20 protein-coding genes, 1 tRNA gene and 1 pseudogene are annotated in these 22,842 nt (G+C 71.4%); 17 read left to right on the top strand and 5 right to left on the bottom strand.

Going from position 1 to position 22,842, the window contains the following annotated elements; translation table 11 throughout:
- Positions 1 to 3 precede the first annotated feature (3 nt).
- Together ACGWYJ_RS18475 and ACGWYJ_RS18470 are read right to left on the bottom strand one after the other, a co-directional pair.
- The gene (locus ACGWYJ_RS18475; RefSeq protein ID WP_395107273.1) at positions 4 to 1,854 is read right to left on the bottom strand and encodes an MFS transporter; all 1,851 of its coding nucleotides are present in this window, start codon (positions 1,852 to 1,854) and stop codon (positions 4 to 6) included.
- Between the two features lie 179 nt (positions 1,855 to 2,033).
- Positions 2,034 to 2,375, bottom strand: coding sequence for a metallopeptidase family protein (locus ACGWYJ_RS18470; protein ID WP_395107272.1), 342 nt, complete (start codon positions 2,373 to 2,375; stop codon positions 2,034 to 2,036).
- 119 nt (positions 2,376 to 2,494) lie between these two features.
- On the opposite strand from ACGWYJ_RS18470, the gene ACGWYJ_RS18465 reads away from it, so the two are divergent.
- The 4 genes from ACGWYJ_RS18465 (at position 2,495) to ACGWYJ_RS18450 (ending at position 5,085) form a co-directional block, all read left to right on the top strand.
- Positions 2,495 to 4,075, top strand: coding sequence for a metallophosphoesterase (locus ACGWYJ_RS18465; protein WP_395107271.1), 1,581 nt, complete (start codon positions 2,495 to 2,497; stop codon positions 4,073 to 4,075).
- A 70-nt stretch (positions 4,076 to 4,145) separates the two neighbouring features.
- Positions 4,146 to 4,218, top strand: a tRNA-Glu gene (locus tag ACGWYJ_RS18460).
- Positions 4,219 to 4,395: 177 nt separating this feature from the next.
- The gene (locus ACGWYJ_RS18455; RefSeq protein WP_395107270.1) at positions 4,396 to 4,566 is read left to right on the top strand and encodes a hypothetical protein; all 171 of its coding nucleotides are present in this window, start codon (positions 4,396 to 4,398) and stop codon (positions 4,564 to 4,566) included.
- A gap of 69 nt (positions 4,567 to 4,635) precedes the next feature.
- Positions 4,636 to 5,085, top strand: coding sequence for a hypothetical protein (locus ACGWYJ_RS18450; RefSeq protein ID WP_395107269.1), 450 nt, complete (start codon positions 4,636 to 4,638; stop codon positions 5,083 to 5,085).
- Here ACGWYJ_RS18450 and ACGWYJ_RS18445 read toward each other — a convergent pair.
- From ACGWYJ_RS18445 to ACGWYJ_RS18435, 3 genes and pseudogenes are all read right to left on the bottom strand, one after another.
- A pseudogene (locus tag ACGWYJ_RS18445) lies at positions 5,086 to 5,574 on the bottom strand (recombinase family protein); the annotation flags it as partial. It abuts the gene before it with no gap.
- 422 nt (positions 5,575 to 5,996) lie between these two features.
- Positions 5,997 to 6,266 (bottom strand): hypothetical protein, encoded by a 270-nt coding sequence (locus ACGWYJ_RS18440; protein ID WP_395107268.1) that lies wholly within the window; start codon positions 6,264 to 6,266, stop codon positions 5,997 to 5,999.
- A 562-nt stretch (positions 6,267 to 6,828) separates the two neighbouring features.
- Positions 6,829 to 7,821 carry a TRM11 family SAM-dependent methyltransferase gene (locus tag ACGWYJ_RS18435; protein ID WP_395107267.1) on the bottom strand — a complete coding sequence of 331 codons (993 nt, stop codon included), beginning with the start codon at positions 7,819 to 7,821 and terminating at the stop codon, positions 6,829 to 6,831.
- Positions 7,822 to 8,555: 734 nt separating this feature from the next.
- Here ACGWYJ_RS18435 and ACGWYJ_RS18430 point away from each other — a divergent pair.
- The 13 genes from ACGWYJ_RS18430 to ACGWYJ_RS18370 all read left to right on the top strand — a co-directional run bounded on the left by ACGWYJ_RS18430 (position 8,556) and on the right by ACGWYJ_RS18370 (position 22,749).
- Positions 8,556 to 9,596 (top strand): hypothetical protein, encoded by a 1,041-nt coding sequence (locus tag ACGWYJ_RS18430; RefSeq protein ID WP_395107266.1) that lies wholly within the window; start codon positions 8,556 to 8,558, stop codon positions 9,594 to 9,596.
- Positions 9,593 to 9,964 carry a pilin gene (locus ACGWYJ_RS18425; RefSeq protein WP_395107265.1) on the top strand — a complete coding sequence of 124 codons (372 nt, stop codon included), beginning with the start codon at positions 9,593 to 9,595 and terminating at the stop codon, positions 9,962 to 9,964. The genes ACGWYJ_RS18430 and ACGWYJ_RS18425 overlap by 4 nt, the downstream gene beginning before the upstream one ends.
- Positions 9,965 to 10,287: 323 nt before the next feature.
- Entirely contained in the window at positions 10,288 to 11,556 is a 1,269-nt protein-coding gene (locus tag ACGWYJ_RS18420) for a hypothetical protein (RefSeq protein WP_395107264.1), read from the top strand.
- An 84-nt stretch (positions 11,557 to 11,640) separates the two neighbouring features.
- Positions 11,641 to 12,738: a PrgI family protein gene (locus ACGWYJ_RS18415; protein ID WP_395107263.1), complete on the top strand. Its 1,098-nt coding sequence runs from the start codon at positions 11,641 to 11,643 to the stop codon at positions 12,736 to 12,738.
- A gap of 4 nt (positions 12,739 to 12,742) precedes the next feature.
- Entirely contained in the window at positions 12,743 to 14,572 is a 1,830-nt protein-coding gene (locus tag ACGWYJ_RS18410) for a VirB4 family type IV secretion system protein (protein WP_395107262.1), read from the top strand.
- Positions 14,569 to 17,271 (top strand): type IV secretory system conjugative DNA transfer family protein, encoded by a 2,703-nt coding sequence (locus tag ACGWYJ_RS18405; protein WP_395107261.1) that lies wholly within the window; start codon positions 14,569 to 14,571, stop codon positions 17,269 to 17,271. The genes ACGWYJ_RS18410 and ACGWYJ_RS18405 overlap by 4 nt, the downstream gene beginning before the upstream one ends.
- Before the next feature lie 39 nt (positions 17,272 to 17,310).
- On the top strand, positions 17,311 to 18,231 hold the full coding sequence (locus ACGWYJ_RS18400) for a replication-relaxation family protein (RefSeq protein WP_395107260.1): 921 nt from the start codon (positions 17,311 to 17,313) through the stop codon (positions 18,229 to 18,231).
- Positions 18,228 to 18,881 carry a hypothetical protein gene (locus ACGWYJ_RS18395; protein ID WP_395107259.1) on the top strand — a complete coding sequence of 218 codons (654 nt, stop codon included), beginning with the start codon at positions 18,228 to 18,230 and terminating at the stop codon, positions 18,879 to 18,881. The genes ACGWYJ_RS18400 and ACGWYJ_RS18395 overlap by 4 nt, the downstream gene beginning before the upstream one ends.
- Complete coding sequence (locus ACGWYJ_RS18390; protein WP_395107258.1) at positions 18,878 to 19,975, top strand: NlpC/P60 family protein; 1,098 nt, start codon at positions 18,878 to 18,880, stop codon at positions 19,973 to 19,975. The genes ACGWYJ_RS18395 and ACGWYJ_RS18390 overlap by 4 nt, the downstream gene beginning before the upstream one ends.
- Positions 19,976 to 20,144: 169 nt before the next feature.
- Positions 20,145 to 20,531 (top strand): hypothetical protein, encoded by a 387-nt coding sequence (locus tag ACGWYJ_RS18385; RefSeq protein WP_395107257.1) that lies wholly within the window; start codon positions 20,145 to 20,147, stop codon positions 20,529 to 20,531.
- A 14-nt stretch (positions 20,532 to 20,545) separates the two neighbouring features.
- Positions 20,546 to 21,163, top strand: a complete 618-nt coding sequence (locus ACGWYJ_RS18380) for a DUF4314 domain-containing protein (protein WP_395107256.1) — start codon at positions 20,546 to 20,548, stop codon at positions 21,161 to 21,163.
- Between the two features lie 455 nt (positions 21,164 to 21,618).
- Positions 21,619 to 22,257, top strand: a complete 639-nt coding sequence (locus ACGWYJ_RS18375) for a DUF433 domain-containing protein (RefSeq protein WP_395107255.1) — start codon at positions 21,619 to 21,621, stop codon at positions 22,255 to 22,257.
- A 57-nt stretch (positions 22,258 to 22,314) separates the two neighbouring features.
- On the top strand, positions 22,315 to 22,749 hold the full coding sequence (locus tag ACGWYJ_RS18370) for a hypothetical protein (RefSeq protein ID WP_395107254.1): 435 nt from the start codon (positions 22,315 to 22,317) through the stop codon (positions 22,747 to 22,749).
- The last annotated feature ends 93 nt before the right edge of the window (positions 22,750 to 22,842 follow it).

The following is a 22,842-nucleotide window of genomic DNA, read 5'->3' as shown; positions in this document are numbered from 1 at the left end:
GCGTCAGCTCTGCGTCCGCCGTTTCACCCCAAAGCGCGGCGCGCGTCCCTGACGCGGCACCGCGCCGCGCACCACCTGACGGACCTCCCCCTCGACATCGTCATCGCGGGGATGGGCCTTCTCGTCCCCCGGCCGCCCATCCCCCGCGTCCTCGGGGCCGGCCCCAGCGTCGCCGGACTCCGCCCCGGGGTCGTCCGGAACCCCGGGCGCCGCGCCGGACGCGCGGGATTCCGGGGCTTGCGAGGACGAACCCGGCGTCCTGGCGAGACCGTACGGGACGCGGGGACGCCCCATCGCGGCACCGGCCGGGCTTCCGGTCGGGTGAACGCGCATGTCCCCGATCGCGGGCCGCGCGTAGCGCGGCGCCCCGGGCGCCACACCGGCCCCGGCGCCCTCCTCCCCGCCCGGCGGCCCCTCGCCGGTGTGCCGGGCGGCGGCATGGACCAGCGTCGAGACGCGCTCGGCACCGGCTCGCGCCTCGGGGCCGAGGGCCTCCGTACTCGGCGGGCCGGGCGCGGGCCCGCTCGCGACCCCGGCGGCGGCCTCCGGTCGCGGCCCTTCCGGCCCTTCCGGCCGTTTCGGACGCAGGGAGGCGCGCTCCTGCATGGTGGCGATCACACGGCCGCGGATCTGGTTCCAGGAGAAGGTGAGCGTCGTGGCGGCGGCCAGGCCCAGCGCCCCGGCGAACGCGACGACGATCTCGGGGCCCAGCACCTGCGCCGCGGCGCCGCCGATCAGGATGCCGAGGCCCTGACCGGCCAGGATGCCCGACTGCGCCAGCCCGAACGCCTGCCCGCGCCCGGACGGCGGGACGGCGGCGACGAACGCGGCGTTGGCGGCGAGCTGGTAGGCGCTGCCGATCCCGGACAGCGCCCAGAGCGCCACGACCACCCACAAGGGCGGATAGGCCGCCGACCCGATGAGCGGGGCGCACGCCAGGATCGACATCCATCCCAGGGACCGGATCCGGTTCGTGGGCCTGACGCAGCGGCTGAACAGGAACGCCCCGATGACCATGCCGGTGGGCATCGCCGACATGAGCAGCCCCACCGTCACCGCCCCGCCGCCGAACGTGGCGGCGTAGGGCGCGGCCAGCCCCTCCGGGATCACGTAGAACCCGCACAGCCAGGCGAACGACACCAGGGAACGCAGCATCCGGTCGCCGAAGACCAGCCGCCCGCCCTCCACGGTGCCCTTCCACAGGCCGAGCGACTCCCGTTCCCGCCGCTTGGGCGCGGGACGCCCGCGCAGCCCGCCGAGCAGGATCAGCGCCGACGCCAGGAAGGTGATCGCGTCCAGGCCGAGCGCGCCGCGGGCGCCGACGGTCGCCACGACGGCGCCTCCCGCCAGGAACCCCAGGACCTGGGTGGCCTGGTGGGTGATGTTGGTGATCGCCGAGCCCGCGACGTACCGGTCCCCGTCCAGGACGTCCGGCAGCACCGCCGCCCGCGCCGCGCTGAACGGCGCCCCCATCAGCACGATCAGGAAGACCAGCGCGCACAGCCCCCAGAAGGGCATGGCCGGCAGCGCCATGACCGCCACCAGCGCGGCCCGCAGGACATCGCAGACGATCATGACGCGCCGCCGCGGGAACAGGTCCGCCAGTCCGGACAGCACCGGCCCGCCGACGATCGAGGGGAGGTAGGTCAGCGCGTAGGCGAGCGCGGTGAGCAGCGGCGAGCGCGTCCGCTCGTACACCAGGACGGCCAGCGCGACCTGGGCCAGCTGGTCGCCCACGAACGACAGCGCCTGCGCGAACCAGAGCGCGCGGAACTCGCCCACCGCGAAGACCTCGCGATAGGTGGCCTGGGACTCCGGTGGACGCCGGTGCCGACCGGCTTGCCTCTCCGCCACGCACGCTCCAGTTCGGTCCGCCCGTCCGGGGACGACGACCCTCCTATTAACTCACGCTGCGTGGCAGTTATGTGACCTACCGTGCCCATTTCGTGAAGGGATTTGCCCTGCCTGCCCCAAATGCTGGGAAATCGACGCGCCGAATCTCACCTGACGGCGCCAAAGAAGGACCGGAACGGTCAGTAGCCGAGCTCGTGCAGCCGGCGGTCGTCGATCCCGAAGTGGTGGGCGATCTCGTGGACCACGGTGATCCGGACCTCCTCCACCACGTCCTCCTCGGTGTCGCAGATCTGCAGGATCTCGTTGCGATAGATGGCGATGTGATCGGGAAGTACGCCGCCGTACCAGTCGCCCCGCTCGGTCAGGGGTACTCCTTGATACAAGCCGAGCAGGCCGGGCTCGGGCGCGTCGTCCTCAACGACGATGACGACGTTGCGCATGTGCGCGGCCAGCTCCGGTGGAACCGTGTCGAGGGCCTCACCGACCAGTTCCTCGAACGCTTCGCGCGTCATCTCGATCACGACATCATTGTGCTCGACGGAAAGGAGAGACCGTGCTCGTAGCGCACCTCCGGACCGCGCTAGGCAAGGCCCGGACCGCGCTGGCCAAAGCCCGGACCCCCCTTGCCAGGCACCTCTCAATGACCAGGAGCACCATCGCCCGCATACGACTCCCCCCGTACCTCACCGGCCCCAGGGCCCGCCGCTGGAGCCGCGCCACCGCGGTGGTGCTCGCCGGCCTCGCCGGTGGCCTCGTCGGCCTCCTGCTGGGCGGACGCATCGAAACCCCCATCGGCCCTACCGACGTCTCCCTGCTCCTACGCGCTCACTGGGGCGGCGGCACCACCATCCAGATCCCCCCACTTGGAGCGTTGCAGCTCGACACCCATTGGGGCCCCATATCCCTTGAGGCCCGCGTCACCGAACTACGTCCCGAACCCGCCCGCGAGCTGATAGAGAACCCCACCGGGCTGGACGAACTCACCGACCAGATAGGCGACCAGCTCCGGCACGGCGTCATCGTCCTCCTCCTCCGCGCGACCGCCCTCGCCTTCGCCCTCTCCTTCCTCACCGGCCTGGTCCTCTTCCGTTCCTGGCGCAAGGCCCTGGTCGGCCTGGGCTCCGCGTTCGCCGGGATGGTCGCCCTGACCCTCCTCACCTGGCTCACGTTCAACCCCCAGGCGATCGCGGAACCCCGCTACACGGGCCTCCTCGCCAACGCACCCCAGGTAGTCGGTGACGCCCGCAGCATCGTCGAACGCTTCTCCGCCTACCGCGCCCAGCTCGCACGCCTGGTGGGCAACGTCTCACGCCTGTACGCCGCCACCTCCACCCTCCCCACCTACGAGCCGGACCCGTCCACCCTGCGCGTCCTGCTCGTCTCCGACATCCACCTCAACCCGGCCGCCTGGTCGGTCATCCGCTCGGTCAGCAGCCAGTTCAAGGCGAACCTCATCATCGACTGCGGCGACCTCACCGACCACGGCAGCGACCCCGAGGAACGGTTCGCGGACGACATCAAATCCCTGAAGGTCCCCTACGTCTTCGTCCGCGGCAACCACGACTCCACGGGAGTCGCCCGCGCCGTAGACCGCCAGAAGAACGCCATCGTCCTGGACGACGATCTCAAGGAAGTCGAGGGCCTGCGCATCTACGGCGTAGGCGACCCGCGCTTCACCCCGGACAAGACGACCCGCGACGACAACCTGGGCACCGCCCAACTCCGTACACGCGGCGCGCAACTGGCCCAGAAGCTCCGCAGCACCGGCGAGACCCCCGACATGGTCGTCACCCACGATCCCGCGGAAGGCGAAGGCTTCTCCGGCGTCACCCCGCTCGTCCTGTCCGGCCACAGCCACCAGCGCTCCACACGCCTGCTCCCCACCGGCACCCGCATCTTCGTCCAGGGCTCCACCGGCGGCGCCGGCCTCCGCGGCCTGGAACACGAACAACCCACCCCGATCGAACTGTCCGTCCTCTACTTCAGCCGCGCCACCCACCGCCTCCAAGGCTGGGACGACATCCGCCTAGGCGGCCTGGGCCTCACCTCGGCCCAGATCGAACGCCGCCTGGAACCCAACCCCGACCGCACCATCGGCGTCCCCACGACCACCCCGCCCACCAACTCCCCGACCTTCCCGTCCCTGCCCCCATCCCAATGGCCCACCGAGACAACCCCGCCAACCAGCCCATCCCCGACCCGTCCAACCGAGGGCGACTAACCGTTTATGCTTCCGGCCTGGTTGTCCCCTATGCTGGACCGGTCGAGTGGCAGCCGACGCTGCCACGAGGGCCCCCTTCGTCTAGCGGCCTAGGACGCCGCCCTTTCAAGGCGGTAGCGCCGGTTCGAATCCGGTAGGGGGTACGCCACAGAAGGGTGCAAACCCGACATAAGTGGATCCTTGCCCTCATCTGGGCCTTTGTGATCGCGCGCGTGCCGTAGCGCGCCCTGTGCCGTCCGGCTCTGGAGATCGAGGACCGGTCCGGCGATCGTGACGCGGCAGGAGGCGCGGTTGGCGTCCAGGTCGTAACGCATCTCAAGGTGGAATGCTTCGAAGAGGTCCCGCCGGATCTGCTCGGGCAGCGCATGGAAGTCGATGGGTCCTGCTGGCAGCAGGTCAAGGAGTTCAGGGCTGGGTTGGGGCGGTTGGGTGCCTTCCAGCTTCGCCAACTCGGCGCGCTTGTCGGCCTGTTCGGCGCCGAGTTCCGCTGACCGGGCCTTGATGTCGCGCATCAGGGCGTCATCGATGTCGTCGCTGAGCTCGAGCTTGCGGACAAGGCGTTGGCGGCGCTCCTCCAGTTCACGGATCGCGTTCCGAGCGGCTTTGATCTTGGTCTGGTGATCGAGCACGGCGCGCTCTTCGGCCTGGGAGAGAACCGCGCCGACGTGGGCGCGACGGTTCGGGCTGAAGATGTAGTTGGTGAAGAAGTCGGCCAGCCCGTCCATGAGCTGGTCCTCTCGGACCCAGAAGCTCTTGGGATGCCCCGGTGGCGCATAGCCCTTGGGGGGCTCGCAAACGTAGTAGACGGTGGCGTGTCTGACCTTGCCGCGCATCCGGCGGCCACAGTCGTCGCAGATCAGGTGCGAACACAGGCTGTAGGAACGCTGGGTCATGGGATGGCGGGTGTTGCGGCCGGTTCCGCTTCTGGATCGCTCGCGCGCCTTGCCCACCTGATGAGCGGCGACGAATTCTTCCTTGGTCACCAGCGGCTCGTGGGTGGGAGCCGGTGACCACACCCATGCGTGCGGCGGGTTCACTTTCCCACCGGCGGTTTTGGTGGCACGCCGGTTCCACACCATGTAGCCGGTGTACTTCGGGTTGTGGATGATCTCCCGGACGGCGGACTGGGTCCACCGGCCGACGGCCCGGGCCGGGTCGACCGGCACCGGGGGAGGGAACCGATCAAGGTCGAGGTTGAGCCGCTCGGCGATCGCCTTGTAACCGAGGCGTTCACCCACGCGCAGCGCGAAGATGTGCGTGACCACCGGCCCGCGGTCCGGGTCGGGGGCGAGCTTGTGTTTGGACGCTCCGTCTGCCCGACGCGCGGCGACCGGGTGGGGGATCTTGTTCTGGGTGTAGCCGTAGGGTGGCTTGCCGACGTTGAAGCCCTGCTGGGTGTGGACCTCGAAGCCGCCCCATGACTTCTCCAGCAGTTCCAGGACGTACCACTCGGCGATGCCCTGCTTGACGCGCCGCGTCAGAACCTGAGTCGCGCGCATGCTGCCGCTGAGAGTGATCGGCTCGTCGGAGGCCAGCAGGGGGACACCGACCTGTTCGAGGCGGTTCTCGATCTGGGTGCCGATGTAGGTGCGCCGAGCGATGCGTTCCACCGATTCGCAGATCACGGCGTCGAAGCGGCGGTCGGGGCGTTCGGCTTCGGTCAGGAGGTCCTGGATGCCTCCTTCGCGGGGAACCGGGATAACGAAGCGCTCGTGCCCGCGTCCCCGGCCGCGGGCGGCCAGATCTTTGCGGCCGGACTCGATGTCGTAGAAATGCGCGACGATGACCACCTGGTCGGGCAGGGCTTCGCGGCACTTGTTGAGCTGCCGGGGGATCGACAGGGTCGGGTCCTGTTGTTCCTCGGTCGAGGTACGCCCGAGGAAGGCGACGCGCAGCGGTCCGGGAGGCCGGTGAGCGCCGCCTAGTCCGATCCGTCGTCCTCGGTGGGCGCCGCGGGATCCGGCGCCGAGTGCTTCGAGATCGATGGGTGGCGTGTTCGCTGCCATTGCAGAACCTCCCGGATCACACGGGCTTGCGCGATGTCCAGTTGTTGCGCTGCTTCGCCGTCCGCGGTGTCGATCGTCCAGATGAACTCTGGCGGCTTTTCGCCTGGCCGCCGGCTAGCGCCGAAGCGTTGCTGACGCGGTTCATCCGAGGTGGTCGCTCGGAACTCGCCGCTGTTCCCGGTCACCGCTCGCCTTGCCGTGGGCCGGGTTCGCGCTCCTGTCGGTCACTTGCGCGGAACGTGTGTGCAACCGCGTGTTGACCCCCATATGACCGCTCACCTTGGGGCGCAAGGTCAAGGCAAGGGTGGTCCCGCGTCGGCGGAACGATGCCGGTGAAGTGCGATGTGTCACACCATGAGCGGTCGCCGGGGGAGGCAACGGGCCAGGGTGCGTTTCGGCAGTGAAATGCCGCGAACCTCAAGGTGTGGAATCGGCTGTCCCACATGAAAGCCCCAGGCGGTGCCGGGGAGGAACCCCCCTCGCGCCCCTCTCGCTTCGGACACCGCCTGGGACGGCCCCGATTGGCGCTCGGCTGTGCGATCGTGGTCAAGTCGGTCCGGACGGGTGCCGTGATCGGCTTCTGAGAGCCCGGAGGGCCTTCGCAGGATGGGAGGGTGTTGCGGCTGAGGCCGTCATGGTGCATGACCTGGCTGATCGGATGGTCGAGTACGGGCGTGTGGTTCTCAGTCCACGCGGTGTCGACTCGCATGTCCCTGGCGGCGCATGCGCTGTCCCTGGCATGCCGCATCAGGTGCCGCCTTCCGCGCCGCTGAGTGGGGCGAGTGGTTTGCGGAGGACCAGGACGTCCTCGTGGGCCGTGACGTGCAGCGGGAGTCCGGCGGCGCGGGCTTTGCGGGTCTCGTGGGCAGCGAAGAACGACGCTCGGGTGACCAGGTGGTCGTCTTTCACTCCGCACAGCAGCGCCACCAGCCGCTGGACCGGCTCCAGCCCGGCGTCCTGGGCGGCGGCCCAGACCTCGCCGGGGAAGTCGATGAGCCGGCCGTGGCGGCGGAACGGGCGGGTGGTGATGGCCACGATCGCACCGGGCCGCAGCAACGGCAGACACGCCGACAGGATCTCGGTGAACCCGGCCAGCAGTCGTCGCCGGCCGCCTCGCACGAGGTTGCCGGGGGTGTTGCCGTAGGAGTAGTCCGTCTTGTGGACGCCGGGTTGGCCGGAGTCACGGGTGGAGCGGACCTGCCCATGGACGCTGTCTCCGTACGGGGGTGAGGTGAGCAGCAGCGCTACCTGTCCGAACAGGTGCGGGTCGGTGGCCAGGGCGTGGGCGTGGCGGGCGTCGTCGGTGACAACGGCGCCCGAGCCGGAGGCGCCCTGAGTTTGGGCGTGGTCGAGGTTGCCGCGGGCCAGGTCGGCCCAGCGTGGTTCCAGTTCGATGCCGACGGCGTTGCGGCCGAGGTGGACGGCTTCGACCAGGGTGGTGCCGATGCCGCACATCGGGTCTAGGACCAGGTCTCCGGTTCGGGTGTAGGCGGTGATGGCGGCGGCGGCCACGGCGGGCAGCATTTTGGCAGGGTGGGCGGTGGAGGCGGGCAGGTAGCGGCCGCGGCGCTGGCTGGCGGCGGGGCGCTGGGCGCCCAGCCACACCGACAACGGCGCCGGCGAGGAGTGAGTGGTGGCTGCCGGGGGGTCGGGCAGATGCTGTGGGCGGTGGGTGTGGTGTCCGGAGGGTTCGGGGTTGTGGGGACGGTCGGGCATGATCGTGCGCTTCTGCGTATCCACCCATCAGGACGGCACGCTTTCCAGGGAACCGGGTGGCGTAGGCATTTCTTAGGCACCGGGTTAGGCACGCCATCGGCACACCCGTAAACGCCCATAGGCATGCCTGTGGCACGCCCACCCACGCGGGTGAACGTCTTCGGACGGGTCACTCCCATGCGCTTAGGCGCGACCGAACCTGCCCCTGGTCTCACAGTTGGGCGGGTCCATCAGCTGGGGCAACGACGGTGTCACACCGTCATCACGGCCGATCGGGCGCGTAGGCACGCCTAACTGCCGCCGTGTCCGGCTTTGGCACGGGCTTGGGCGCGCTTACGTTTTAGGCATTTCGTAGGCAGCCGATCGGTAGGCACCGGGTTAGGCGCGGGTGCCTAAGAAATGCCTAAGCCGCCTGGCTTCATGGACTCCCAGATATTCGTCCCGCAGCCCTTGTGAAGGGAGTCCGGCACGTGATGGGAGCCGACGGCCAGCACCACGCCCACCCTCACACCGCCCCGCCCGGCACGCCTCAGCCCGGCACGGCCCAGCCCGGCCGGGCCCGGCCCGATGCCGCTGTCCCGCCCGGTCGGCCCACTGATCCCCGGCCGACGCGCGGCCACCGCCCGAACCGCGAGCGTGGCCGAACATCCGGGCGCGCGCCCGGCAGCGTGCAGGACCGCGCGCAAAGCGGGCGGCGCCGCGGGTCTGGACACGCGGCTGCGCACACCTCGCTGGAGACCGCGGCTGAGGCGTTCGCCATGTTGACCACGGGCCCGGCGCCGCTGGCGGTCGATGGCGCCGCGGTGGGGCACGGGCTACCGCGCCGGCAGATCCCGTTGAACGAGCTGCGGTCGATTCTGCTGCGCCCGGCCACCGGCCGCCGGGCGTGTGATGCCGCCTGGCGGCACGTAACCGAAGAGGCGCAGTCCGGAGCGCCCGCCTGGGTGATCGGCGCCGTCGGGTTGGCGTTGCCCGCCCTGTGGCGGATCGCCGGTGATCTGGCCGAGGGCTACCGCGGCGAGGCCGAGGAGTTGCACGCGGCGATGCTGGCGGGGTTCGTGGACGCGCTGCACCGCCTCGACACCGGTCGGCCCGCGATCATCACCCGGTTGCGGTGGGCGGCCTACCGGGCTGGGTTGCTGGCCCGCTACTCCCGCCAGGCCCTGCTGCCGATGTCGCAGTCGCGGCCGGAGTCGGCGCCGCCGCCGCAGCCGTGGGGCCACCCGGACCTGCTGCTGGCCGACGCGGTCGCCAAGCGTGTGCTGTCCCCGCTGGCGGCCGAGTTGATCGGCCGGTCCCGGCTGGAGGACATGACCCTCAAGCAGGCCGCCGCGGAGCTGGGCGTGGGCGTGCAGGCCGCCTACAAGGCCCGGCAGCGCGGCGAGCGCCGCCTGGTGGCCGCGATCGTCTCCGGTGACGTCGATCACCAGATTTCTGGAACCGGGATGTCCAATCCGGAGCTGAAGTCCGGATTTTCCTCGGCGCAGGCATCTGACTCACGCCCGGCCTCCCGTAGCCGCGCCGGGGCGGCTGAGCAGAGGCCGGGCGCGCAGACGGCTGGGGTGCGGGGTCGGTCCGCCCGGTCGGACGGCACATCCGACACGGAATCTGCCGCACAAGGAGGTGAAGCCTTCTGCGGCCCCGCACCCCAGTCCCCACCACAGCGGCAGCCCTCCTCCCCCTCCCCATCCCCGTCATCGTCATCGCCGTCATCGCAGCGATCGTCCTCGTCCCGGTCTGGTCGCCGCCGCGGCCGCGGCAAGCGGGAAACGCCAGGTCGTTCCCGGGGGACACCATGACCCGCCCGCTTGATACCGCCCGCGCGCTCGATGCCGCCCGCGCGATGGCCGCCGTGGTGCTGCGCGCGGTGGCCGTGGCCGCGCTGATCGCGAGCACGGTTGTCGCGGGCGCGGCTGAGGCGCTGGCCGAGCCACCGCAGGACCTGAACACGGTGATCAACAACATCACCCGGTGGCTGGTCGGCTTGCTGGCGTCGCTGGCGACCTTGTTCCTGACCGTCGGCGGAATCCGGTACCTGCTGGCCGGCGGCGACCCCGGCGAGGTCGCCAAGGCCAAGGACACCCTGAAGTACGCCGCGATCGGCTACGGCATCGCGGTGCTGGCCCCGGTGCTGGTGAACATCCTCAAAGGCTTCGTCGGGGGATAAGCAAGATGCGCGATCATCTCGTTCGTCTCCGCCGCCGCGGCACGCTCGCGCTGGTCTGCGGCGCCGCCGTCCTGGCCGCATTGATCGCGACCGGGACAGCACCCGGAGCCCACGCCCTGCCGACGTCTCAGCTACGCCCGGCCGCTGCGCCCACCCCGACACCTAGTCTCACCCCGGCGCCCACACCATCCACGGACTCTCCGCCGCGCTCACCAGCGCCCACTCCTTCCGGGCCGTCGTCACCGGCGCCCACGAGCCCGGCCCCTTCGGGGCCGCCATCCTCACCGCCGGGCTCAAGCGGCCAGGAGTGCGGCCTGTTCGATGTGAGCTGCCAGTTCAAGCAGACCGTGACCGGGTGGTTCAAGGACCTGGTGACCTCGGCGATCAATCCCGTGTTCGACATGCTGGGCACCTCGCTGCTGGCCACCCCGCGCCTGGATCAGGCGCCCCGGGTCTCAGGGCTGTGGACGGCGTCGCTGACCGTGGCCAACTCGGTGTTCGTGCTGTTGGTGCTGGCCGGCGGGCTGATCGTGATGGGCCACCAGAGCGTGCAGACCTCCTACACGGTCAAGGACATCGCGCCGCGCCTGGTGATCGCGGTGGTGCTGTCCAACACCAGCCTGCTGTTGGTCGGGCATGCGATCGAGTTGGCCAACGGTCTGTCGGCCGGGTTGCTGGGCGAGGGCGTGAACGCCGAGCAGGCCGCCGGGCAGCTGAAGAAGATCATTGTGCACGCGCTCAACCCCACCGACGTGAGCGCGTTCATGGTGTTGGTGATCTTCTGGGTAGTGCTGCTCGCGCTGATCCTGACGATCATCTACATCGTCCGGATCATGCTGACCATCCTGCTGATCGCTGCGGCGCCGCTGGCGCTGGCCTGTCACGCGCTGCCGCAGACCGAGCCGATCGCCCGCCTGTGGTGGCGCGCCCTTTCCGGTGTCCTGGCGATCCAGGTGGCCCAAGCGCTGGTGTTCATCACCGCGATGCGGGTGCTGCTCACCACCGACATGGTGTCCTGGTTCGGGGTGCGCACCCCGGGCGATCAGCTCGATCTGTGGATCGCGATGTGCCTGCTGTACATCCTGGTACGCATCCCCTCCTGGATCTCCCGCCAGGTCTGGCGGGGTGGCCTGTCGCGCAGCCCGCTGGTACGAGCAGCGCGGACCGCCGCGATGCTGGTGATCTTCCGCGGCGTGCTCGGCAAAGTCCGGGGCAGTCGTAGCGCGGCGGCAGTTGGTGGGCGAACCGCTCCACCACCATCACCCCCACCGGGACCACAGCCGGGACCGGCACTGCCCCCGCCACCACCACTCCCATCCGCGCCCGAGCCGCAGGCGCAGCCGCGCTGGGGCCGCCCCGAGCAGCGGTGGACGCCACCGGACCCGGCCGGTCACCAGCGCGCGCACCGCGGCCGCCCCGATCCCGACAGCACCAGCCAGCAGCAGCGCTGGGGCAACCCGCAGACCACCTGGGCCCCGCCGTACGCCGGGGACTGGCGTCAGCCCCCCGCGCCCCGGCCTGGGTCGGCCTCGCCCGGCCAGCAGGTGTGGCCGCCGCCCAATCCGCGCCATCCGCCGAACCCGCCGACCTAGCACCCCCGCCAGGCTCGGCTGGCCCGGCCACCGTGTTCGCACGTGCCTTTCTCGTGCCCGATCTCGCAGCTAAGGAGCCTTCAAATGAGTGAGCAGTACCGGGTGATCATCCCCGCTAATGTCGAGCGGCCCGATGTGATCGTGGGGACCTTCACCGCCCGGCAGCTGGCGATCCTGATCCCCGCCGCCGCGCTGGTATGGCTCGGCTATCAGGCCACCCGTTCGGTGGTGCCGTTGCCGGTGGCCGCCGGGTTCGCGGTGGTGGTCCTGGGCGCCGCGGCGGCGCTGGCGCTGGCCGAACGCGACGGCGTCTCCCTGGACCGGCTGGTGCTGTTCGCGCTGGCCCAGCACCGCCAGCCCCGCCTGCTCGTCCCCGCCCAGCAGGACGCCCCGCCCCTGCCGGGCTGGGCCGCAGCCGGCAGCACCCACCAGGCAGGCAAAACACAGGCGCCGGGACCGTTGCGGTTGCCCATCCGGGCTGTCGGTCCGAACGGCGTGCTCGATCTGGGCGCCGAAGGTGTGGCCGCGGTGGTGGCGTGCACCACCGTCAGCTTCACCTTGCGCACTGCCGATGAGCAGGCCGGTCTGGTCGGGGCGTTCGCGGCGTGGCTGAACTCGCTGTCGGGCCCGGCGCAGATCCTGGTGCGCGCGCAGCCGATCGACCTGCACCCGGCCATCGACGGCCTCCGCCACCACGCCGGGGGCCTGCCGCACCCTGCACTGGAAGAAGCCGCACTCGACCACGCCCGCTACCTGGCCGAGCTGGCCGCCTCCCGCCAGTTGCTCGCCCGGCAGGTGCTGGTCGTGCTCCGCGAGGCGGCCAGCCCGTCCGGCACCGACAGGACGGGCGGCACGGGGGGACGCGGCCAGGATGTGGCGGGCGCGGCCACGCGGGTGGTGCGGCGCGCCGAGCAGGCCGTCCGCGCGTTGTCGGCCGCTGGGATCACCGCGCGTCTGCTGGACGCCGCGCACGCCGCCGCCGTGCTGGCGCAGGCGGCCGACCCGACCGCGCCGCCCAGGCAACCGGGCACGGCGGCCTCCGAGGAAGCGATCACGGTCACACCGCGCCCCACCAACGGTAACCGACACGGGCACGCCCGCACCGAATCCCGCACCGAATCCCGCACCGAATCCCGCACCGAGTCCCGGGCGGAGTCCCGGGCTGAGATGGGGAGGTGGTGAGCCAATGCGCATCAGGCTGCCTAGCCTCACCCGGCACCTGTCCGGAGCCGATCAGGCCGGGCCGTCGCCCCTGGAGATCGGACCGCCCGCGATCGAGGTCCAGCCCCGCCGCCTGGACCTGGGCGGAGAAGGGGCGTGCGCGTCGCTGGTGGTCACCGGGTACCCGCGCGAGGTCGGGTTGGGCTGGCTGGAACCGCTGCTGACCTACCCCGGCCGTCTGGACGTCTCGCTGCATATTGAGCCGATCCCGCCGCAGGTGGCCGCCGCGCGGCTGCGCCGCCAATTGGCCCGGCTGGAGGCCTCGGCCCGCGCCGACCACGAGCACGGCCGGCTGGTCGACTTCGAAGGGCAGGCGGCGGCCGAGGACGCCGCCGAGCTCGCCTCCCGCCTGGCCCGCGGCGAGGGCCGGTTGTTTCGCGTCGGGCTGTATTTGACCGTCCACGCCCACGACCCCCGGCACTTGGAGGAGGAGGTGTCGCGGGTGCGGGCGCTGGCCGCCGCGATGCTGATCGACGCCAAACCCGCCACCTTCCGCTCCCTGCAGGGCTGGATCACCACCCTGCCGCTCGGCATCGACCTGCTACGCACCCGGCGGACCTTCGACACCGCGGCGTTGTCGGCGGCCTTCCCGTTCACCTCCCCCGACCTGCACGCCCCGCTTGGCGAGCACGCGGTGCTGTACGGGGTCAACGCCGCCTCCTCGTCGCTGGTGATGTGGGACCGCTTCGCCCAGGACAACCACAACGCGGTCATCCTGGCCCGCTCCGGCGCCGGCAAGTCGTATCTGGCCAAGCTGGAGATCCTGCGCTCCCTCTATACGGGGGTCGAGGTGTGCGTCATCGACCCCGAGAACGAATACCAGCGGCTGGCCGAAGCGGTCGGCGGCGCGCGCATCGCGGTCGGCGCGCAAGGCGTCCGGCTCAATCCCTTCGACCTGCCACCCGGCGCGCACCGCACCCCCGACGCCCTCACCCGCCGCGCGTCGTTCATCCACACCCTGATCAGCGTCCTGCTCGACGAACCCCTGGACCCGGCGGCGCGGGCGGCACTGGACCGCGGCATCGTGGCCGCCTATCACCAGGCCGGACTGTCCGCCGACCCGCGCACCTGGACCCGCCCCGCCCCCGTCCTGGCCGGCCTCGCCGCCGCACTCAACGACGACACCGACCCCAAAGCAGGCGACCTGGCCGCGCGGCTGGCGCCGTATGTGACCGGGACCTGGTCGGGGCTGTTCGACGGGCCCACCACCACCCGCCCCGACTCCCATCTGATCGTCTTCAGCCTGCGAGACCTGCCCGAGGAGCTGAAAACCGTCGGGACCCTGCTCACCTTGGACGCGGTGTGGCGGCGGGTGTCGGACCCGGGCCAGCGCCGTCCCCGGCTGGTGGTGGTCGATGAGGGCTGGCTGCTGATGCGCCAGCACGAGGGCGCCCGCTTTCTGTTCCGGATGGCCAAGGCCGCCCGCAAACACTGGGCCGGGCTGACCGTGGTCACTCAGGACGCCGCCGACGTGCTGTCCACCGATCTGGGGCGGGCGGTGGTGTCCAACGCCGCCACCCAGATCCTGCTCCGCCAAGCCCCCCAGGCCCTCGATCAGGTCGCCGAGGCGTTCGCGCTCACCGACGGCGAACGCCACCTGATCGCCTCCGCCCGCCAAGGCCAGGCCCTGCTCGCTGTCGGTGCCGACCGGGTCGCCTTCGACGTGGTCTCCAGCCCCGCCGAACACGCCCTGGCCACCACATCCCCAGCATTCCTGGCGAAGCTGGAGGGCGCCGGAGTCGGCTCCGCCGGGGTCAGCGAGGTTGCAGCCGACGCCGACGAGGACTTCCTATGATGCTCCAGCTTCTCACCACGACGCCGTCCCTGAGAGCTGTGACCGGCCGACCGTCCTTCCCCGTCCTTCTGTCTGCGAAATCGCGGCCCCAGCCTGCCTGGGGCGGGAGGCAGGAACGGCCGCTGGGCGAGGGTCGGCTGCGGCAGGGCTCGCCGGTCGAGCAGTGGCTGAACGATCCCCTCGGCACCCTGGCACGCTGGGGGCAGTCGGCCCAGCAGTTCCTGCTGGAGTACCTACCGCTGATCCTGGTGGTGGCGGGCACCGTCGTGGTCGTGGCCGTGGTGGGACGGCGGCGGCTGGTGCGCTGGCGGCAGGAGCGGTCGGCGCAGGGTGCTCGGGTGGTGCGGATCGCGATCCCGCCCGAGGTCGACCCGCCGGCCGCCGCGGCGTTGTGGGCCAACCTGGCCGGTCTGCTGCGCCCCCGCTGGAAGCGGATCGTGTTCGGGCAGCCGCACGTGGCGTTGGAGTACTGCTGGCACGGCCCCGAGCTGACCGTCCAACTGTGGGTGCCCGGACTGATCCCGGCCGGGTTGATCGCGCGGGCGGTCGAGGCCGCCTGGCCCGCCGCCCGCACCCAGACCACCACCCCCGAACCCCTGCTTCCCGCTCAGACCGCCGGGACGGTCTGCACCGGCGGGGCGCTGCGGCTGGCCCGCCCCGATCACCATCCCATCGCCACCGGCCACGGCACCGGGCACGGCACTGGGCACGGCGCTGATCCGCTGCGGGCGCTGCTGGGCGCCGCCGCCGGGATCGGCCCGGGCCAGCACGCCATCGTGCAGGTGCTGGCCCGCCCCGCGACCGGACGGCGCCTGGCGCGCGCGGCGCGGGCGGCCGCGCAACTGCGCGGCGCCAGGTCGCCCAGCCCGATCGGCCGCCTGCTCGATCTGCTCATCCCTGCGGTGAGCACCCCGCCGGCCCGCCGGCCGGCCGCGGTGGCCGCCGCGCACCCCGAGCGGGCCGGGGAGATCCGGGCGATCCTGGACAAGGCCGCCGCGCCCCGTTTCGAGGTCGTGGTCCGCTACGCCACCGCCACCACCCTCACCAAAGACCCCGAGGCCGCTCGCGCGTGGACGCGGGGCCGCGCGCACGCGCTCGCGTCCGCTTTTGCGGTGTTCGCCGGGCGCAATCACTTCGACCGGCACCGCCTGCGCCACCCCGCCCGCGCGATCAACCAGCGGTGGATGGGACGCGGGGACCTGCTGTCGGTGCCCGAACTGGCCGCGATCGCGCACCTGCCCTACGACCCGGCCGTGCCCGGCCTGGCCCGCGCCGGCGCCGCGTCCGTGCCACCACCACCCACCGTCCCCACCACCGGGACGGCCACCAAACCACTCGGGGACAGCGACGCCGGACCCGCCCGCTCGGTCGCGATGCGCATCGGTGACGCGCGCCAGCACCTGCACATCATCGGCGCCACCGGCTCCGGCAAATCCACCCTCATCGCCCGCCTGTTGCTGGCCGACGCGCAGGCGGGACGCGCCGCCGTGGTCATCGACCCCCGCGGCGACCTGGTCAACGACCTACTCGGACGGCTGCCCGTGGCGGTGGCCGAGCGGGTGTGGCTGATCGACCCTGACACCGCCCCGCCGCCCGCGCTCAGCGTGCTGTCCGGCGCCCACCACAGCACCGACGGCAACCTGGTGGCCGACAACCTCGTCGGGATCGTGCACCGCATCTTCGCCGACTCCTGGGGACCCCGCACCGACGACATCCTGCGCTCAGCCATCCTCACCCTCCAGCAACACCCGGGCGCCACGTTCGCCGACGTGCCCCGGCTGCTGACCGAGGACGCCTTCCGTGCCCGCGCCACCCGCCGCATCGGCGGCCCCGCAGGCGACGACATCCTGGCCGGGTTCTGGTCCTGGTATGCGGGCCTATCGCCCGAGGCGCGCGCCAACGCCATCGGGCCGGTGATGAACAAACTCCGCCACTTCCTGCTGCGCCCGTTCGTCCGGCAGATCGTCGGCACCCCCGGCCCCGGCCTCAACGTCGCCCGGCTGCTGGACACCGGCGGCGTCCTGCTGATCCGCGTCCCCAAAGGCACCCTCGGCGACGACACCGCCCGGCTACTCGGGTCGCTGGTGCTGGCGCAGGTCTGGCAGACCATCACCGCCCGCGCCCGCCACCACGAGCACGCCCGCCACGACGCCGCCCTCTACATCGACGAGGCACACGCCTTCCTCAACCTGCCGCACGGGCTGGAGGAAATGCTGGCCGAGGCCCGCGCCTACCGCCTGTCGGTCGCCCTGGCGCACCAGAACCTCGCGCAGTTCCCACCCGGCATGCGTGACGCGGTCGCCGCCAACGCCCGCAACAAGATCTTCTTCGCTGTCTCCCCGCAGGACGCCCGCGACCTGGCGCACCTGACCCGCCCCAACCTCTCCGATCATGACCTGGCCAACCTGGGCGCCTTTCAGGCCGCCGCCCGCCTCATCGTCGGCAACACCGAGACCCCCGCCTTCACCCTCACCACCCGGCCACTTGCCGACGAGGTTCCCGGTCGCGCCGAGACGCTGCGCCGCGCTGCGCGCGACAACGCCGCGCGCACCCGCCAACCGCCCGTGGTCGGCGACCCCCGGCACACCCGCGCCCACCCCGCCGGACCCGAGCCCGAGCCCGCCGACGGCGGCGCCTGTCCCGGTGACGGTGACGGCGGGCTAGCGGGCGGGCCACCACCGGCTTCTCCGCCCACCTGAACCACTTCACCCCCCGCCCGACACTACCGGGGAGAACTCATGGACACCGACACCCCACGCACCGAGCCGACGGCACGCTCACGACGCTCCTATGTGGGGCCGGGCAGCACCCGCGAGCCCGCCCGGCCCCAGGTCAGCGCCGAGCTGATCGCCGCGCTGGCCGCCCGGCTACGGCCCCGCGACACCTGGCTGCTGGAACTGCTGCACGAACACCGCGTGCTGACCACCGCCCAGATCTGCGACCTGGCCTTCACCAGCATCTCCGCCGCCACCCACCGCATGCTCACGCTGTGGCGGCTACGCGCCGTCGAACGGTTCCGGCCCTCCGTGCCAGCAGGGTCCGCGCCCTTGCACTACGTGCTCGGCCCCGCCGGCGCCGCCATCCTCGCCGACCGCCGCGGCATGAGCACCGCCGAGTTCGGTTACCGCCCCGACCACGCCATGGCCCTGGCTTCCTCCGCCCGACTCGCCCACCTGGTTGGCTCGCACACCCTGTTCACCTCCCTGATCGCCCACGCCCGCGCCCACCCGGGCACGGAACTGAAAGAGTGGTGGTCCGAACGGCGCTGCGCCGCCATGTGGGGAAGGATCGTCCGTCCCGACGGGTATGGCACCTGGCGCCAGGACGGCCACCGGGTCAGCTTCTTCACCGAGTACGACACCGGAACCGAACCCCTCAACCGTCTGCTGGCCAAGATCGGTGACTACACCGCGCTCGCCGAAATGACCGGCATCACCGACACGCCCGCGCTGTTCGTGCTGCCCAACCCCACCCGTGAGCGGCACCTGCATGCCCACACCCATCCCAACCTCCCGCTGGTGGCCACCACCACCCCCACCGCGCTTCAAGCGGCGGGCGGCCCCGCCGGACCCGCCTGGCAACCCACCCAGGCCACCTACCGGCGGCAACGCCTGATCGACCTGTCCGCCCTCACCCGCACGACGGAGGTCCAGCCGTGAACCCCAGGACCACGCTGCTCATCCTGGTGGCCGCCGGGTGCGTGCTGCTGACCGCCACCCTGCTGGCCCACCGCCACCGCACCCAACCAGGCCGCACCCCCGCCCAGGGCACCCCGCGGCCCCCGGCAACAGCGGCTTCCACGCCGGACTCGATCGCCTCCACCCGCCCGTCCATGGCGGCCGCCGAGATCGTGCGGTTGCTGCCCTTCCGCCAGGAGGAGATCGCCGCCGGGGTGCAGGTGGCGCGCCGTTTCACCGCCGCCTACGGCACCTGGCGCTACAACGAAGACCCACGGCAGTACCTGGCCCGGCTCACCCCGATGGCCAGCGATCAGCTGCGCCCTCAACTGGAACGCGCCGCCACCGACCCCACCACGACCAGCCACCGGCGCCGCCTGCACCAAACCTCGACCGGTCAGGCCCGCGCCGAGGCCATCCGCGGGCTGGGCCCGACCTCGATCACCGTCATCCTCACCGGCACCCAGCACTTGGCCACCCCCCACACCGCCTGGCAGGACACCTCCCGCTACGCCGTCACCCTCACCCACCACGGTCGCGGCCGGGGCTGGCGGGTGTACGCCTTCGACCTGGCCGCCACCGGCGACGCCGGAGACACCCCCACCAGCGAGCGCGGACGCAACGGCCCATGACCATGAACCGCCGCCTCCGCGCCCCTTCCACCGGCGGAGACCAAGGCGCCGTCCACGCGCCCGTCGCGGTCGCCCTCGCCGCCATCGCGTTGCCGCTGCTAGCCCTACTGATGGGCGCCGGACTGATCACCACCCAAAACCCCAGCGGAGCCTGCGGGCCGCAGGCAGCGGCGCAGCCGGGCGCCTCCACCGACGCCCGGACCGGCATCCCCACCACCTACCTACGGCTCTACCAGGACACGGGACGACGGTACGGGGTGCCGTGGAACCTGCTCGCCGCGATCGGCCAGGCCGAGTCCGACCACGGCCGCGACCCCAGCCCGGGCGTGCGCTCGGGCGCGAACTGGGCCGGTGCCGCCGGCCCCATGCAGATCGGCATCGGCGGCAAAGCGGGCAACACCTGGGGCGGCCCGCCCCGCCACCGCGCCGACCGGCACACCGGCGGGTTCGGCACCGACGGCAACGGCGACGGCTGGGCCGACGTGCACGACCCCGCCGACGCCGTCCCTGCAGCCGCCCGCTATCTCCTCGCGCACGGCGCGCCCGCTGAGGTGAACAAGGCGGTGTTCGCCTACAACCGTGACCCCGGTTACGTCCGCCATGTCCTCGCCCAAGCCGCCCGGTACGCCACCGGCCACCCCCCGCCCGTCCCGGCCACCGGCCTGCACGGCTGCCCAGGTGAGGCCAGCGGCTACGCGGCCGTCCCCGGCGGCATCGCGGCCAAAGTCATCGCCTTCGCCCGCGCCCAACTCGGTAAGCCCTACGTCTACGGGGCAGAAGGGCCGGATGCCTTCGACTGCTCGGGGCTGACCATGCGCGCCTACCAGGCCGCCGGGATCACCATCCCGCGCACCTCCCAAACCCAATACCGGCACGGACCCCGCATCCCACCCGGCACCGAGCAGCCCGGCGATCTGGTGTTCTTCGCCGGAAGCCAGGGCACCCCCACAGCCCCCGGGCACGTCGGCATCGTCCTGGGCGGCGGCCGCCTCCTGGAAGCACGCTGCAGCACCTGCGGCCCCATCGCCACCGCCTCCTACACCCACCGCAACCCCGTCGCCTTCACCCGCCCCGCCGCCCACCGTCACCGCTGAACCAACACACCTCGACACGGCCCCGCGCGGCCCCGGACTTGTCTCACCGCCCAAAGCCAGGTCATCGTCCGCGCCCAAGCAGCACGCCATGTCCCCCTTCGCCATCAACGGCTCATCTGCTGCCAGACACCAACAAGGCCCAGCAACCCCATCACGAGAGGAACGCAGGGTGAGCATCCTGTTTGACGATCCTTTCGCCCACAACCCCCGCTCGGACGCGGTGTGGCGGACGCCGTACTTCGCCGTCCAGACGCTACTCACCAACGCCGCCGACATCGCCGCCGACGACGACATCGCCGTGACCGCCACGATGCTCCAGGCGGGCGCCATCTGCGAATGCCAAGCCCACCACCTCTACGAACACCTCACCGTGCAATGGGTCCTGCAGCAGGCGCGCTACCAGATCGCCCGCACCCTCACCGACCTGGTACGCCAACCCCACGACCCTCTCATCGACCTGATCCTGGACGTCCTGGCCCACCACCCACCCCACCTACAAGCCCGCGTCCTGCGCCGCGCCGCCGAACACACCGCCGCCGACGTCGACCGCCGCTGACCCGGAGACACCCCATGCCCGACCACCCCCGCCGCGATCCCGCCGATGTCCTCGACCACGCCACCGGCAAGGTCCGCGTCCTGGCACGCCAATGCGCCACCTGCATCTTCCGCTCCAGCGACCCCATGCACCTTGGCCCCGAACGCATCCGCGAGGTCATCGAGGAAAACCTGAAGGCGGGCGCGCTGCTGACCTGCCACGCCACCCTGCCCTACGGCCAGTACCCGCACTTCGGGCCCGCGGTCTGCGCCGGGTTCTGGGCCCGCCACCGCAACGCCGTGCCCGCCGGGCGCCTGGCCCAACTCCTCCTTGGGACCATCCGCATCCCGCCCCCCGCCCACGACAATGATCACTGTCAGGAGGCTCCGATGCCCCACGACTCATATGGCAGGAGCCCTGGAAAGGGACAGGTCGACTCCGCGCCGCTGCGCGGCCGCCGGATCCGGCTCATCTGCACCTGCGACCCCCACACCCGGCTGCAGCCCGGCGCCCTGGGCACCGTCACCGGCGTCGACAGCCTGGGCACGCTCCTCATCCACTGGGACGAGGGAAGCCGTCTGGGCTTAATCCCCGACGAGGACGAGTTCGAGATCCTCGACCCGACGCCGCCGGACACAGGTGACACCTGCTGACAGACGACCGCTTGGCTGCGCTGTCCGGGTGCATAGCAGTCGATGTGCATTGCCCCACCGCTGTAATCGTACCGATGCGGTGCTCGGGGAGCGGTCCCCGCTCTCCCGGCCCAGCAATCGCCGGATCAACCCGACGCGGCACATCACGGCCCGAGGGTGCAGCTGCGCAACCCACCCGGGCCGTACGGCCGTGCCTACGTTGACGCCCAGAAGGCCGCCGAGAAGACCTCGATGGAGGCCATGCGTGCCCTCAAACGACGGCTGTCGTCCTCCGCAGGGCGGTCGGCCTGGCTCGTTCGGCGGCCGACTTCGGTCATCGCCAGACCAATTGCAGTGCCGCACTGTACACATTTAGTTCCACCGAGTTAGCGGCCCAACATGGACCGAGGGTACACGTGTGATCGGGCGAACGGTGTGATGGACAATGCAGACGGTGGATGAGGGAGGCGAGCGGGGTGGCGTACACGACCAAGATGGCCGCGGCGTTGTCCGGCGCGACAGTCAGCCAGCTGCGCCACTGGCGCCGCGAGACCCCCGCGGGGGTCGTCCTTGAGCCCGAGATCGCCACGTCGCCAACCGCGCTGTACTCGTTCCGCGACGTCCTGGCGCTCCGTACCTGCGTGCGGCTGCGTCAGCTCAGCTCCCTGCAGCGAGTGCGAAAGGCCATAGGAAACCTGCGTGATCTGGGCGAGCGTGAGCACCTGTCGCAGTACCAGCTCGTCAGCGATGGGAAGCGGATCCAGCTGGTCACCGACGAGGAAGCGGTCGACCTTATCGGCAAGCCGGGCCAGCGACAGCTCGTAGTCGTTATGGGCGAGATCGTCGAGCCCTTCCCGATACGTGCCGGCGTAGTGATCCCCCACCTATTCCACCCCAACCCGCACGTGGAAGTGGATCCGGCGACCCAGGGCGGGCATCCGGTCGTACGCGGCACACGGGTGCCGTACGACCTTGTCGCCGAGCTCGTCGACGACGGGGTGCCGCCCGAGAAGGTCAGCGACTTCTATCCCGCTGTGAGCGCCGATGCCGCGCGGGACGCCGTCGCGTTCGCGCAGTACGTCAACAGCTACGACCTGCCCCGCCGCGCCGCCTGAGCCACTCCCGCCCGGGCGCCACCGCCCGGCCCGACCCCCCGTTGAGCTGAGTCTGGGATGCGCATCCTCATCGATGAGAACTCCCCCATGCAGCTAGTCCAGGTGCTCGAGGTCCTGCTACCGGGGCACACCGTCCACCACGTCATCTCCAACAAGTGGACCAACAAGCGCGACATCCCGCTGCTACGCGACGCACGCACCCGCAAGTACGACCTGTTCCTGACGCGCGACGGCCGCCAGCTCGACGACCCAGGCGAGACTACCGCCATCAAGAAGGCCAAGCTGCACCACGTGCGGTTCGGGCAGCGCCACAAAGGCCGCGAAGGCCTGGCACTCGCCATGGGCGCGGTCATCGGCGCAATGCCGCGCTTGGTCGCCGAGCTCGAAGACACCGACAGCCAGCGCCTGGTACGCATCGCTGGCCTCAACCCCGCTGGCCGGTTCGAGATCATCGACCCTCGCAAGGACCCCCCGAAATACTGGCCTCGATAGGTGCTCCGGCCGTGATCGCTCTTAACGCGCCCACCGTTAGCGAGTCCGTCCTGGTGACCTCCGGTGGCAAGGGAACCAGCGATGCACTAGACG

It is taken from the genome of Actinomadura sp. SCN-SB, from assembly GCF_043906805.1.
Classification (GTDB): Bacteria; Actinomycetota; Actinomycetes; order Streptosporangiales; family Streptosporangiaceae; genus Spirillospora.
Note: the sequence above shows the minus strand (reverse complement) of the source record. Positions and strands in the feature narration are given on the sequence as shown.